A 13,670-nucleotide genomic window follows, 5' to 3' on the forward strand; every position below is an offset into this window, starting at 1 on the left:
GGGGCAGGTCGGCAGTGGGAAATGAGGGGAAAGTGTCGTCATCGACTGTGCCGGCATCAGGCGCGTTATTGTCGGTCCAGAAACTGACAAAGCTCTTCGGCAGCTTTGCTGCCTGCAACCAGATAGACCTCGATATCGCTCCCGGCGAAATCCACGCACTGCTGGGCGAAAACGGCGCCGGCAAATCCACGCTGGTGAAGATGCTGTTCGGCGTCCTGGAACCGAGCGACGGCGAGATCCTGTGGCAGGGGCGTCCCGTGGCGATTGGCTCGCCGGGCGCGGCGCGCAAGCTCGGCATCGGCATGGTGTTCCAGCATTTTTCGCTGTTCGAGGCGCTCACCGTCGCCGAAAACATCGCGCTCTCGCTTGATGACAGCATCCCCATCGGCAAGATCGCCGAGGAGGCGAGGGCGCTGTCTCATGCCTATGGCCTGCCGCTCGACCCGCACGCCCATGTGGCCGATCTGTCCGTCGGCGAGCGCCAGCGTATCGAGATCGTCCGCGCGCTGCTGCAGAACCCGAAGCTGATCATTCTTGACGAGCCGACCTCGGTGCTGACGCCGCAGGAGGCCGACAAGCTGTTCGAGACGCTCTTCAAGCTCAAGGCCGAGGGGCGCTCGGTGCTTTATATCAGCCACCGCCTGGAAGAGGTGCAGCGCATCTGCGACCGTGCCACGGTTTTGCGACACGGCAAGGTTACCGGCGCCTGCGTACCCGCCGACGAAACACCGGCATCGCTGGCCCGCATGATGGTCGGCAACGACGTGGCCTCGGTCACCCACCCGGACCGGGGTGCCAAGGGGCCGGTTCAGCTTGCCGTCTCCGGCCTCTCCGTCGCCCCGCGCACGCCCTTCGCCATGCCGTTGAAGGACGTGTCGCTGACCGTCTGTTCGGGCCAGATACTGGCGATCGCCGGCGTCGCCGGAAACGGCCAGGGCGAGTTGTTCGATGCGCTGTCGGGCGAATATCCGGTATCGACCGCTGATGCCGTCGTCATCCGCAACAAGCCGGTCGGAACGCTAGGGATCACCGCCCGCCGCCTGCTCGGCGCCGGCTTCGTGCCCGAGGAACGGCACGGCCACGCGGCGGTGTCGGCAATGAAGCTCTCCGACAACCTCGTGCTCGCCCGCAGCAAATCCGACCGCAAGGCGTTTCTGTCGGGCGGATTCCTCAAGATCATCCGCCGCGGCGCCGTCAAGAACGCGACGAAGCGTATTTCCGAGCAGATGGACGTACGCAAGAGCGGCGAGGATCCGGCCGCCGGCTCGCTGTCGGGCGGCAACCTGCAGAAGTTCATCGTCGGCCGCGAGCTTGACCGCCAGCCGGCCGTCCTCGTGGTCAACCAGCCGACCTGGGGCGTGGACGCGGGCGCCGCAAGCCGCATCCGTCAGGCCCTCGTCGATCTCGCCCGCAATGGTTCGGCGGTGGTCGTGATCAGCCAGGATCTGGACGAGATCTTCGAGGTCGCGACCGAGATCGCCGTGATTTCCGAGGGACGGCTGTCCTCGCCGTTTCCGGCCGGCGAGCTGACGCGCGAGAAGATCGGCCTGCTCATGGGCGGTCTGCATGAAAGCAAGACCGCGCCGGAGACAACGCATGCGCATTGAACTGGAAAAGCGCCCGCAGGCGTCGAAGCTCTACGGTCTCGTCTCGCCGCTTCTGGCGCTGGTGCTGACGCTGGTGACAGGCGCCATCATGTTCAATATCCTCGGCAAGGACCCGGTCGAGGCGCTCGACGCCTTTTTCCTGGAACCGCTGCTGGAGGTCTGGTCGCTGCACGAGCTGGCGATCAAGGCGGCACCTCTGATCATCATCGCCGTCGGACTGGCTGTCAGCTACCGCTCCAACAACTGGAATATCGGCGCCGAGGGCCAGTTCACCATGGGCGCGATCGCAGGCTCGATCCTGCCGATCCTGTTTGCCGGGTGGCAATCGCCGTTGGTGCTGCCGCTGATGCTGGTCATGGGCGCGCTTGGCGGCGCGCTTTTCGCCGGTATTCCGGCTCTGCTCAAGGCGCATTTCAACACCAACGAAATCCTCACCAGCCTGATGCTGGTCTATATCGCTCAGCTCTTTTTGGACTGGCTGATCCGCGGTCCCTGGCGCGATCCCGCCGGATTCAATTTCCCCAAGAGCGTGTCATTTCCCCCCGAAGCGGTGCTCCCGGCCATCTGGGAAGCGTCCGGCCGCGCCCACTGGGCCTTCGTCTTTGCGATCATCGCCGCGATCCTCGCCTGGTTCATGCTGAAATACACGCTCAAGGGCTTCGAGATCGTCGTGCTCGGCCAGTCCGAGCGGGCAGGGCGTTTCGCCGGGTTCTCGTCGAAGAAGATGATCTGGTTCAGCTTCCTGTTCTCCGGCGCCCTTGCGGGCCTTGCCGGCATCTCCGAAGTCTCGGGCTCGATCGGCCACCTGCAGCCGGCGATCTCGCCCGGCTACGGTTTCACGGCGATCATCGTCGCCTTCCTCGGGCGCCTCAATCCGCTCGGCATCATCGCATCGGGGCTGGTGCTGGCGTTGACCTACCTCGGCGGCGAGGCGGCGCAGCTGTCGATCGGCGTTTCCGACAAGGTCACCCGTGTATTCCAGGGGCTGCTCTTATTCTTCGTTTTGTCCTGCGACACGCTGATCTTCTACAAGATCCGCATCGTCTGGTCGCGCGTCAGGGGAGGTGTGGCATGAGCATTTTCGAAGCGATCCTGCTCACCGTCATCACGGCCTCCACGCCGCTCGTCATCGCCGCCCTCGGCGAGCTTGTGACCGAACGCTCCGGCGTGCTGAACCTCGGGGTCGAGGGCATGATGATCATGGGCGCCGTCGCGGCCTTCGCCGGGGCGCAGATGTCGGGCTCGCCCTATGTCGGGCTTCTGGCCGGCATCGCCATGGGCGCGCTGTTCTCGCTGCTCTTCGCCTTCCTGACGCTGACACTGGTCGCCAACCAGGTGGCGACGGGCCTGGCGCTCACCATCCTCGGCCTCGGGCTGTCCGGCATGCTCGGCGAGGGCTATGTCAGCGTCCCCGGCGTTCGCCTGGCGCCGATCGTCGTGCCCTATCTCTCCGACCTTCCCTTCGTCGGCTCGGTGCTCTTCAAGCAGGACCTGACCTTCTACCTGTCGCTCGCGCTGCTCTTCGGCGTCAGCTGGTTCCTCTTCCGCAGCCGCCCAGGCCTGAAGCTGCGCGCCATCGGTGACAGCCATGGCTCGGCGCATGCCCTCGGCATCGGCGTCATCCGCACGCGCTATCTCGCCGTGATGTTCGGCGGCGCCTGCGCGGGGCTTGCCGGCGCGCAGCTGTCGCTGGTCTATACGCCGCAATGGGTGGAGAACATGTCGTCCGGTCGCGGCTGGATCACGCTGGCGCTGGTGGTCTTCGCCTCCTGGCGTCCCTGGCGGGTATTCGCCGGCGGCTACCTGTTCGGCGCGGTCACGATCCTGCAGCTGCACGCCCAGGCTTTCGGTATCGGCATTCCGGCGCAGTTCCTGTCGATGCTGCCCTATGCGGCGACTATTGTGGTTCTCGTCATCATTTCTCATAATCGGCGCACGACGCTGATCAACACACCGGCGTCACTGGGAAAGCCATTCGTCCCGGAACGATAGAACAACAACAAACGAACAATGAACTTCCAAACCACAGGGGTTATCATGAAAAGACTAGCATTCGCATTCGCTGCTTCGGCGGCGGCCATTCTGAGCTTCGGCTCTGCCGCCGAGGCTGCGGACAAGACCAAGGTCTGCTTCGTCTACGTCGGCTCGCGTACCGACGGCGGCTACTCGCAGGCGCACGATCTCGGCCGCCAGCAGATCCAGAAGGAATTCGGCGACAAGATCGACACGCCTTTCCTGGAAAGCGTTCCTGAAGGCCCGGATGCCGAGCGCGCCATCGAGCGTCTCGCCCGCTCCGGCTGCAAGCTGATCTTCACCACCTCGTTCGGCTTCATGGACGCCACCGTCAAGGTCGCCGCCAAGTTCCCGGATGTGAAGTTCGAGCATGCTACCGGCTACAAGAGCGGCCCGAATCTGGGGAACTACAACTCGCGCTTCTACGAAGGCCGCTACATCCTCGGCCAGATCGCCGCCAAGACCTCGAAGAACAAGGGCGCCGCCTACATCGCCTCCTTCCCGATTCCCGAGGTCGTGATGGGCATCAACGCCTTCGAGCAGGGCGCCAAGTCGATCGATCCCGCCTTCAAGCTGAAGGTCATCTGGGTCAACACCTGGTTCGATCCGGGCAAGGAAGCCGATGCCGCCAAGGCCATGGTCGACCAGGGCGTCGACGTGCTGACGCAACACACCGACACGACGGCGCCGATGCAGGTTGCCGAAGAGCGCGGCATCCACGCATTCGGCCAGGCCTCCGACATGATCGCGGCCGGTCCGAAGGCGCAGTTGACGGCGATTGTCGACACCTGGGGCACCTATTACTCCAAGCGCGTGCGCGCGCTGCTCGACGGTACCTGGAAGCCCGAGCAGAGCTGGGACGGCCTGAAGGACGGCATCCTGGAAATGGCGCCCTACACCAACATGCCTGACGACGTGAAGAAGATGGCCGAGGAAACCGAGGCCAAGATCAAGTCCGGCGAACTGCACCCCTTCACCGGCCCGATCAACAAGCAGGACGGCACGCCGTGGCTGAAGGCTGGCGAGAAGGCCGACGACGCCACGCTGCTCGGCATGAACTTCTACGTCGAGGGCGTGGACGACAAGCTGCCGAAGTGACCATTTCCCGCTGTTAGCAGATGCGAAAGGGCGCTCGTTTCGGGCGCCCTTTTTGCTGCAGTGCATACCAGAAAGTGCATTTACAAAAGTAATACTATATGATTTTCCTAGTGCGTGCCGCGGGAGGCGGCTTTTGGAGGAAATCATGAAATTCAAGACAGCACTCATGAGTGCCACGGTTTTTGCTGCCTGCATGTTCGGTTCGGCGCAGGCCGCCGAACTGGTTGTCGGCTTCTCGCAGATCGGTTCGGAATCGGGCTGGCGCGCTGCTGAGACGACCGTCACCAAGGAAGAAGCCAAGAAGCGCGGCATCGACCTGAAGTTCGCCGACGCTCAGCAGAAGCAGGAAAACCAGATCAAGGCGATCCGCTCCTTCATCGCCCAGGGCGTCAATGCCATCCTGCTCGCACCGGTTGTCGAAACCGGCTGGGACGCGGTTCTGAAGGAAGCCAAGGAAGCCGATATCCCGGTCATCCTGCTCGACCGCACGATCAAGGCGCCTGAAGACCTCTACCTGACCGCAGTCACCTCCGACCAGGTGCACGAAGGCAAGGTTGCCGGCGACTGGCTCGTGAAGACGGTTGCCGACAAGAAGTGCAACATCGTCGAGCTTCAGGGCACCACCGGCTCCTCGCCGGCGATCGCCCGCAAGAAGGGCTTCGAGGACGCCATCGCTGGCAAGTCGAACTTCAAGATCGTTCGCAGCCAGACCGGCGACTTCACCCGCACCAAGGGCAAGGAAGTCATGGAAAGCTTCCTGAAGGCCGAGAACGGTGGCAAGGATATCTGCGCCCTCTACGCCCATAACGACGACATGGCCGTCGGCGGCATCCAGGCGATCAAGGAAGCCGGCCTGAAGCCGGGCAAGGACATCCTCGTCGTTTCGATCGACTCCGTTCCTGACATCTTCAAGGCGATGGAAGCCGGTGAAGCCAACGCCACCGTTGAGCTGACGCCGAACATGGCGGGTCCGGCCTTCGACGCGCTCGATGCCTATCTCAAGGACAAGAAGGCTCCGCCGAAGTGGATCCAGACGGAATCGAAGCTCTACACCCAGGCTGATGATCCGAAGAAGGTCTACGAGTCCAAGAAGGGCCTTGGCTATTGATCTGACATAGGAACCGCACCGGTCCGTCATGGACCGGTGCGGAACTGCCGCGAACGCTGCCAGACATCATGTCGGGTTGCTATCAGGCCGTGTCGGTCAATATCAGGAAAAATCCACTTGATGATTCACAATTTCGAGAACGTCCTAGCCGCAACCGGCATATCGAAATTCTTCCCCGGAGCCGTAGCCCTCGACAAGGTCGATTTCACCCTTCGCAAGGGCGAGGTGCACGCGCTGCTCGGTGAAAACGGCGCCGGCAAATCGACGCTGATCAAGTGCATCACCGGCGCTTATCTCAGGGACGAAGGCAGCCTCACGCTTGACGGCGTCGAGATCGATCCGGCCGATACGCTGGCCGCCCAGAAGCTCGGGATCGGAACGGTCTACCAGGAGGTCAACCTCCTTCCCAATCTCAGTGTTGCCGAAAACCTCTTTCTCGGACGCCAGCCGAAGCGCTTCGGCATGATCGACGTGTCCGCCATGAACCGTCAGGCGCGCGAACTGCTGCGCCAGTACGGCATGGAGATCGACGTCTCCGCCCAGCTCGACCGCTTCTCCGTCGCCGTCCAGCAGGTGGTCGCCATCGCCCGCGCCGTCGATCTCTCGGGCAAGGTGCTGATCCTCGACGAGCCGACGGCCAGCCTCGACGCGCAGGAAGTGGCCATGCTCTTCGGCATCATGCGTGACCTGAAGAAGCGCGGCCTTGGAATTGTTTTTATTACCCATTTCCTGGAACAGGTATACGATATCAGCGACCGCATCACGGTGTTGCGCAACGGCAAGCTGGTCGGCACCCGCGACAAAGCCGAATTGCCGCGGCAGGGCCTGATCTCGATGATGCTCGGTCACGAACTGGCGCATGCCGAGGCCGCAGTGAAGGAGCGCAGCGTCGCTGCCGGCCCCGTCAAATACAGCTTCGAGGGATACGGCAAGCGCGGCAAGGTCAAGCCGTTCGATCTCGACGTCCGCGTCGGCGAGGTCGTTGGCGTCGCCGGTTTGCTTGGCTCCGGACGCACGGAGACCGCCGAACTTCTCTTCGGCATCGAGAACGCCGATAGCGGTACCGCCAAGATCGATGGCAAGCCGATCGCGCTCTCCAATCCGCGCGCCGCGATCCGCGCCGGCTTCGGCTTCTGCCCCGAGGACCGCAAGACCGATGGCATCATCGGCGATCTCTCGATCCGCGAAAACATCGCGCTGGCGCTGCAGGCACGCCGGGGATGGGCGCGGCCGCTGTCGCGCGGTGAGCAGAACACGCTCGCCGATCAGTACATCAAGGCGCTCGATATCCGCACCACCGACCGCGAAAAGCCGATCCGGCTGCTGTCGGGCGGCAACCAGCAGAAGGCGATCTTGGCCCGCTGGCTGGCCACCAATCCCGACTTCCTGATCCTCGATGAACCGACGCGAGGCATCGATGTGGGCGCCCATGCCGAGATCATCCGGCTGATCGAGGAACTGTGCGAAAAAGGCATGTCCCTGATCGTCATTTCATCGGAATTAGAAGAGCTTATCGCTTATAGTTCACGTATCTTGGTATTGCGGGACCGCGAGCATGTGGCGCAGTTGACGGGTGAGAACGTCAGCACGTCGCGCATCGTGCAGGCAATTGCCGCCGTGCAGAAAAAGACGGAGGACGCATGACGTCGTCACAGAAGGCGCTGCTGATCCGCCTGGCACCGCAACTGATAGCTTTGGCGGTCATATTGCTGTTGAACTTCATTATGTTCCCGCAGTTTTTTAATGTCACCATTCAAAACGGTAGGCTCTATGGCAGTTTGATCGACGTCCTCAATCGCGGCGCGCCCGTCGCACTGCTGGCGATCGGCATGACGCTTGTCATCGCCACCAAGGGCATCGATCTGTCCGTCGGCGCGGTCATTGCCATCTGCGGCGCCGTCGCCGCGTCGTCGATCGTATCCGGCAATTCGCTCGCCTGGACATTGGTGCTCACGCTCTTGGTCGGTCTGGCATGCGGGGTCTGGAACGGCTTCCTCGTGGCCGTCCTGAACATTCAGCCGATCATCGCCACGCTGGTGCTGATGGTCGCCGGCCGTGGCATCGCGCAGCTTATCACCGAAGGCGTGATCATGACCTTCAACGATGACGGCCTGACCTTCTTCGGCAGCGGCTCCTTCGCATTCATGCCGATGCCCGTCGTCATCTGGCTGGCGGTCGGCCTTCTTGTCACGCTCCTCGTCCGCCGCACGGCGCTCGGCATGCTGATAGAGGCAACCGGCATCAATCGCCGCGCAAGCACGCTGTCCGGCGTTCGCACGCCGGTGCTCCTGATGGCGGTCTACATGCTGAGCGGACTGTGCGCGGCGATCGCCGGCATCATCGTCGCCGCCGATATCAAGGGCGCCGACGCCAACAATGCCGGCCTCTGGCTCGAGCTCGACGCCATCCTGGCGGTCGTCGTCGGCGGCAATTCGCTGCTTGGTGGCCGTTTCAGCATCGTCGGTTCTCTGATCGGCGCGATGATCATCCAGTCGGTCAATACCGGCATCCTGCTCTCGGGCTTCCCGCCGGAGTTCAACCTGATCATCAAGGCGGTGATCGTTCTCGTGATCCTGGTGATCCAGTCTCCGGCCGTGCAATCGGCAGCCGTCTTCATGGGGCGTCGCTCCAGCCCGAGAGGGGTACTGCAGAAATGAATTCGAAATACCTGCCGCTGCTCGCGACCATCGTGATCTTTATCCTCTCCTACGCCGTCTGCGCGATGCAGTACCCAAGCATGCTGTCGACACGCGTGATCGGCAATCTCCTGACCGACAACGCCTTCCTTGGCATTGCCGCGGTCGGCATGACCTTCGTGATCATCTCCGGCGGCATCGATCTCTCGATCGGCTCGGTCATCGCCTTCACCGGCGTGTTCCTCGCCGTCATCCTGCAGAACACCGGCATCCATCCGCTGGCCGCCTTCGCGTTGGTGCTTGTGATCACCACCGCTTTCGGGGCGGCGATGGGCGCCGTCATCCACTATCTGCAGATGCCGGCCTTCATCGTCACGCTGGCCGGCATGTTCCTGGCGCGCGGCATGGCCTTCGTGCTCTCCATCGACAGCATCCCGATCAGCCACGACTATTACAGCACGCTCTCCGGTCTCTATTACAAGCTGCCCGGCGGCGGACGACTGACGCTGGTAGGGGCGGTCATGCTCTTGGTCTTCGCGGTCGGCATCTTCATTGCTCACCGCACGCGGTTCGGCACCAACGTTTACGCGCTTGGCGGCGGGGCGCACACGGCGCAGTTGATGGGTGTGCCGGTTGGTCGCACCACAATTCAGATTTACGCGCTGTCCGGCTTCCTTGCCGGCCTGTCGGGAATCGTTTTTTCCCTCTATACGTCCGCCGGCTACTCGTTGGCGGCTGTCGGTGTCGAACTCGATGCCATAGCGGCGGTCGTCATTGGGGGCACATTGCTGACGGGTGGAGCCGGATTTGTAGCGGGGACCTTCATCGGCCTCCTGATACAGGGGTTGATTCAGACCTACATCACCTTCGATGGAACACTTTCCAGTTGGTGGACGAAGATACTGATCGGCCTGCTGCTTTTTGCATTCATCCTGATGCAGAAAGCCATCCTGTTCCTCTCTAGTCTGAACAAGAGGTATGCCTGACGGGGGCTGTTGGCTTGCGCAATCGAATTCTGGACACCGGGAAGACACAACGCCGATCTCGCACCAGCCACGCACAGGTGGTGGACGAGCTCGGCCGCTCCATCGTGGCCGGAACCTATCCTGTCGGAACCATCCTTCCGGGTGATATAGAGCTCGCGCAACGCTTCAAGGTGTCCCGCACGGTGCTGCGCGAAACGATGAAGACGCTGGCCGCCAAGGGCATGATCGTCGCCAAGGCGCGCGTCGGCACCCGGGTTACCGAAAAGAGCCAGTGGAACATGTTCGACAGCGAGGTGATCGCCTGGCACTTCGACGACGACGTGACCGAGGAATTCCTGCTGCAGCTCTACGATATCCGGCTGGCCGTCGAACCCTTCGCGGCCGGTCTCGCGGCGGAGCGGGCAACGGCTGACGAGGTCGCGCTGTTGACCGATCTCGCCAAGGACATGGCCGCCCCCGATCATACGACGGAAAGCCTGGCGATGGCCGATCTGCAGTTCCACATGGCGATCGCCGACGCCGCCCACAATCCCTTCATGCACACGTTGGGAAGCCTGATCGAGGCGGCGCTCGTCGGCATGTTCCGGATCAGCACGCCGCCGTCGCAGAACGGCTTCTCGAACATCGCCGAAACGCATATGCGCATCGTCAACGCGATCGCGGCGGGCGACGTGCCGGCGGCGCGCACTGCCATGGAAGCGGTCATCGTCGAGGGGCGCGATCACGTCCATGACGCCTATGCCGGAATGACCAGGGTTTCCGCCTGATCCTTTTTTGATCTTTGTTCCGTCAACGACTTGCTGCTATGAGGCGGCAACGCGCCTGTAACGGATTCTTGGGAGCAGACCATGGAACGCACTTGTCTTGCCGTCATTCTTGCCGCGGGTGACAGCACGCGAATGAAATCGTCGAAGTCGAAGGTTCTCCACCCGGTGGCCAATCGTCCGATGATCGCCCATGTCGTCGAAGCCGTGGCCAAGACCGATATCGGCGCTGTGGCGCTCGTGGTCGGCCGCGATGCCGACGAGGTTGCCAAGGCCGCCGCGGTCGGTGGCGTCGAGATCGAGGCCTATCTGCAGAAGGAACGGCTCGGCACCGGCCATGCGGTGCTCGCGGCGCGCGATGCCATTGCCCGAGGCTATGACGATGTGATCGTAACTTACGGCGACGTTCCCCTGCAGACCGAAGCGCCGCTCAAGGCGGCACGCCAGGCGCTGGCCGATGGCAGCGATATCGTCGTCATCGGTTTCCACACCGGCAAGCCGACCGGCTACGGCCGCCTGCTGGTCAAGGACGGCGAGCTGATCGCCATCCGCGAGGAAAAGGATGCGACCGACGCCGAGCGCGCCGTCACCTGGTGCAACAGCGGCCTGATGGCGATCAACGGCCGCAAGGCGCTGGAGTTGCTGGCGCTGATCGGCAACAACAATGCCAAGGGCGAATATTATCTGACCGATCTCGTCGAGATCGCCCGCTCGCAGGGTGGCCGCGTCACCGCGGTCGATGCCCCCGAGGTCGAAATGACCGGCACCAACAACCGCGCGGAACTTGCCGTCATCGAGCGTCTCTGGCAGGAGCGCCGTCGCCACGAACTGATGCTGTCGGGCGTCAGCATGATCGCGCCCGAAACCGTCTTCCTGTCATACGACACAGTCATCGGCCAGGATGCGCTGATCGAGCCGAACGTGGTCTTCGGCCCCGGCGTGGTGATCGACGGTGGTGCCATCATCCATGCCTTCTCGCACATCGAGGGCGCGCATGTCAGCGCCGGCGCGACGGTCGGTCCCTTTGCGCGGCTGCGGCCGGGCGCGGATCTCGCCGAGGGATCGAAGGTCGGCAATTTCTGCGAGGTGAAGAACGGCAAGGTGGGCGAGGGCGCCAAGGTCAACCATCTGACCTATATCGGCGACGCCCGCATCGGCGCCGGCGCCAATATCGGCGCTGGCACGATCACCTGCAACTACGACGGCGTCAACAAGAGCGAGACCGTGATCGGCGCGCATGCCTTCGTCGGATCGAACTCCTCGCTGGTCGCGCCCGTCAGCATCGGCGACAACGCCTACATCGCCTCGGGCAGCGTCATCACCAATGACGTGCCGGCCGACGCGCTGGCGTTCGGGCGCGCGCGCCAGGAAATCAAGCCCGGCCGCGCCAAGATCCTGCGCGAACTGGCGCTTGCGAAGAAGGCCGCGAAGAAGGCGAAAGGCTGATTGTCTTCGTAACGTGCGGTCACCGAAAGTGACCGCCGAGCCGATTGAGAAAAAAGCGAAAATTGTTACGACTGCCTGCAATTGATTGCTGGCCCTGAGGATTTCTTTATGTGTGGTATTGTTGGTATCGTTGGTAACAGCCCTGTGGCGGTGCGTCTGGTCGATGCGCTGAAGCGGCTTGAATATCGCGGTTATGATTCGGCTGGCGTTGCTACCATTCACGACGGCGCCATGGACCGCCGTCGCGCCGAAGGCAAACTCTTCAATCTCGAAAAGCGCCTCGATGCCGAGCCGCTGGCCGGCACGATCGGTATCGCCCACACCCGCTGGGCGACGCACGGCGTCCCCAACGAAACCAACGCCCACCCGCATTTCGTCAAGGGCGTCGCCGTCGTACATAACGGGATCATCGAGAATTTCTCCGAGTTGCGCGACGAACTGACCGCCGAGGGCGCCGTGTTCGAAACGCAGACCGACACCGAAGTCGTGGCGCATCTTGTCGCCAAGTATCTCGGCGAAGGCCTCGAGCCGCGCGCGGCGATGATGAAGATGCTGAACCGCGTGACCGGCGCCTACGCGCTGGCCGTCATGCTGCAGAAGGACCCCGGCACGATCATGGCGGCGCGCTCCGGTCCGCCGCTCGCAATCGGCTACGGCAAGGGCGAGATGTTTCTGGGCTCCGATGCCATCGCGCTGTCGCCTTTCACAAGCGAGATCACCTACCTCGTCGACGGCGACTGGGCGGTTCTGACGAAGGATGGCGCGACCATCCTCGATTTCGCCGGCAACGAAGTCTCGCGTCCGCGCCAGATCTCGCAGACGACGGCCTACGTTGTCGACAAGGGCAACCATCGCCACTTCATGGAAAAGGAAATCTACGAGCAGCCCGAGGTCATCTCGCACGCGCTCAGCCAGTATGTGGATTTCGTCAGCAACACGCTGAGCGCCAACACGGCGGCGATCGATTTCAAATCGGTGAGCGGCCTGGCGATTTCCGCCTGCGGCACCGCCTATCTCGCGGGTCTCGTCGGGAAATACTGGTTCGAGCGCTATGCGCGCCTGCCTGTCGAGATCGACGTCGCCTCGGAGTTCCGCTACCGCGAGATGCCTCTGTCGCCGACGCAGGCGGCACTCTTCATCTCTCAATCGGGCGAAACCGCCGATACGCTGGCCTCGCTGCGTTACTGCAAGGACAACGGCCTGAAGATCGGCGCCGTCGTCAACGTCAGGGAATCGACGATCGCCCGTGAATCGGATGCGATCTTCCCGATCATGGCCGGCCCCGAAATCGGCGTCGCCTCCACCAAGGCCTTCACCTGCCAATTGGCCGTGCTGGCATCGCTGGCGCTCGGCGCGGGCAAGGCGAGGGGAACGATCAGCCCGGATCAGGAAAAGGAGATGGTGCGCCATCTCGCCGAAATGCCACGCATCATGAGCCGCGTGCTCAACGCCATCCAGCCGCAGATGGAAACGCTGTCGCGCGAGCTGTCGAAGTGCAAGGACGTGCTATATCTCGGCCGCGGCACCAGCTACCCGCTCGCCATGGAAGGCGCGCTGAAGCTCAAGGAAATCTCCTACATCCACGCCGAAGGCTATGCCGCGGGCGAGTTGAAGCATGGCCCGATCGCGCTGATCGACGAGAACATGCCTGTCATCGTCATCGCCCCTTATGACCGCTTCTTCGAAAAGACCGTGTCCAACATGCAGGAAGTGGCTGCCCGCGGCGGCCGGATCATCTTCATCACCGATGAAGCGGGTGCCGCCCACTCCAAGCTTCCGACCATGGCGACGATCGTTCTTCCGAACGTCGACGAGATCATCGCGCCGATGATCTTCTCGCTGCCGATCCAGCTCCTGGCCTATCACACGGCGGTCTTCATGGGCACCGACGTCGATCAGCCGCGCAATCTGGCAAAGTCGGTCACTGTCGAGTGAGGCCGGCCGACCTAGTCTTGTGCGGCGCGGCGAATTCTGTCAGTTTTTCTCATGGAAAGCATGGGGGCACTGATTTC

The 13,670-nt window shown here is 62.7% G+C and carries 11 protein-coding genes; all 11 read left to right on the forward strand.

The window, feature by feature from the left end; all coding sequences use genetic code 11:
- The first annotated feature begins 32 nt into the window (after positions 1-32).
- The 11 genes from GGQ67_RS10845 (at position 33) to glmS (ending at position 13,593) form a co-directional block, all read left to right on the forward strand.
- A complete protein-coding gene (locus GGQ67_RS10845; RefSeq protein WP_183900180.1) occupies positions 33-1,607 on the forward strand; it encodes an ATP-binding cassette domain-containing protein in 1,575 nt (524 codons plus the stop codon).
- The gene (locus GGQ67_RS10850) at positions 1,597-2,682 is read left to right on the forward strand and encodes an ABC transporter permease (RefSeq protein ID WP_183900181.1); all 1,086 of its coding nucleotides are present in this window, start codon (positions 1,597-1,599) and stop codon (positions 2,680-2,682) included. The genes GGQ67_RS10845 and GGQ67_RS10850 overlap by 11 nt, the downstream gene beginning before the upstream one ends.
- Positions 2,679-3,599 carry an ABC transporter permease gene (locus GGQ67_RS10855; RefSeq protein WP_183900182.1) on the forward strand — a complete coding sequence of 307 codons (921 nt, stop codon included), beginning with the start codon at positions 2,679-2,681 and terminating at the stop codon, positions 3,597-3,599. Before GGQ67_RS10850 ends, GGQ67_RS10855 begins: the two co-directional genes overlap by 4 nt.
- Before the next feature lie 45 nt (positions 3,600-3,644).
- A complete protein-coding gene (locus tag GGQ67_RS10860) occupies positions 3,645-4,718 on the forward strand; it encodes a BMP family ABC transporter substrate-binding protein (protein ID WP_183900183.1) in 1,074 nt (357 codons plus the stop codon).
- Between the two features lie 145 nt (positions 4,719-4,863).
- Positions 4,864-5,826 (forward strand): galactofuranose ABC transporter, galactofuranose-binding protein YtfQ, encoded by a 963-nt coding sequence (gene ytfQ, locus GGQ67_RS10865; protein WP_183900184.1) that lies wholly within the window; start codon positions 4,864-4,866, stop codon positions 5,824-5,826.
- A gap of 120 nt (positions 5,827-5,946) precedes the next feature.
- Positions 5,947-7,470 (forward strand): galactofuranose ABC transporter, ATP-binding protein YtfR, encoded by a 1,524-nt coding sequence (gene ytfR, locus GGQ67_RS10870; RefSeq protein WP_183900331.1) that lies wholly within the window; start codon positions 5,947-5,949, stop codon positions 7,468-7,470.
- Positions 7,467-8,483 (forward strand): ABC transporter permease, encoded by a 1,017-nt coding sequence (locus GGQ67_RS10875; protein ID WP_183900185.1) that lies wholly within the window; start codon positions 7,467-7,469, stop codon positions 8,481-8,483. The genes ytfR and GGQ67_RS10875 overlap by 4 nt, the downstream gene beginning before the upstream one ends.
- The gene (yjfF, locus tag GGQ67_RS10880; protein ID WP_183900186.1) at positions 8,480-9,448 is read left to right on the forward strand and encodes a galactofuranose ABC transporter, permease protein YjfF; all 969 of its coding nucleotides are present in this window, start codon (positions 8,480-8,482) and stop codon (positions 9,446-9,448) included. Before GGQ67_RS10875 ends, yjfF begins: the two co-directional genes overlap by 4 nt.
- 14 nt (positions 9,449-9,462) lie before the next feature.
- Positions 9,463-10,215 carry a FadR/GntR family transcriptional regulator gene (locus tag GGQ67_RS10885; RefSeq protein WP_183900187.1) on the forward strand — a complete coding sequence of 251 codons (753 nt, stop codon included), beginning with the start codon at positions 9,463-9,465 and terminating at the stop codon, positions 10,213-10,215.
- 81 nt (positions 10,216-10,296) lie between these two features.
- Positions 10,297-11,658, forward strand: a complete 1,362-nt coding sequence (gene glmU / locus GGQ67_RS10890; protein ID WP_183900188.1) for a bifunctional UDP-N-acetylglucosamine diphosphorylase/glucosamine-1-phosphate N-acetyltransferase GlmU — start codon at positions 10,297-10,299, stop codon at positions 11,656-11,658.
- A gap of 108 nt (positions 11,659-11,766) precedes the next feature.
- Positions 11,767-13,593: a glutamine--fructose-6-phosphate transaminase (isomerizing) gene (glmS, locus tag GGQ67_RS10895; RefSeq protein ID WP_183900189.1), complete on the forward strand. Its 1,827-nt coding sequence runs from the start codon at positions 11,767-11,769 to the stop codon at positions 13,591-13,593.
- The last annotated feature ends 77 nt before the right edge of the window (positions 13,594-13,670 follow it).

The sequence above is a fragment of the Rhizobium metallidurans genome (genome assembly GCF_014196505.1).
Classification (GTDB): Bacteria; Pseudomonadota; Alphaproteobacteria; order Rhizobiales; family Rhizobiaceae; genus Rhizobium; species Rhizobium metallidurans.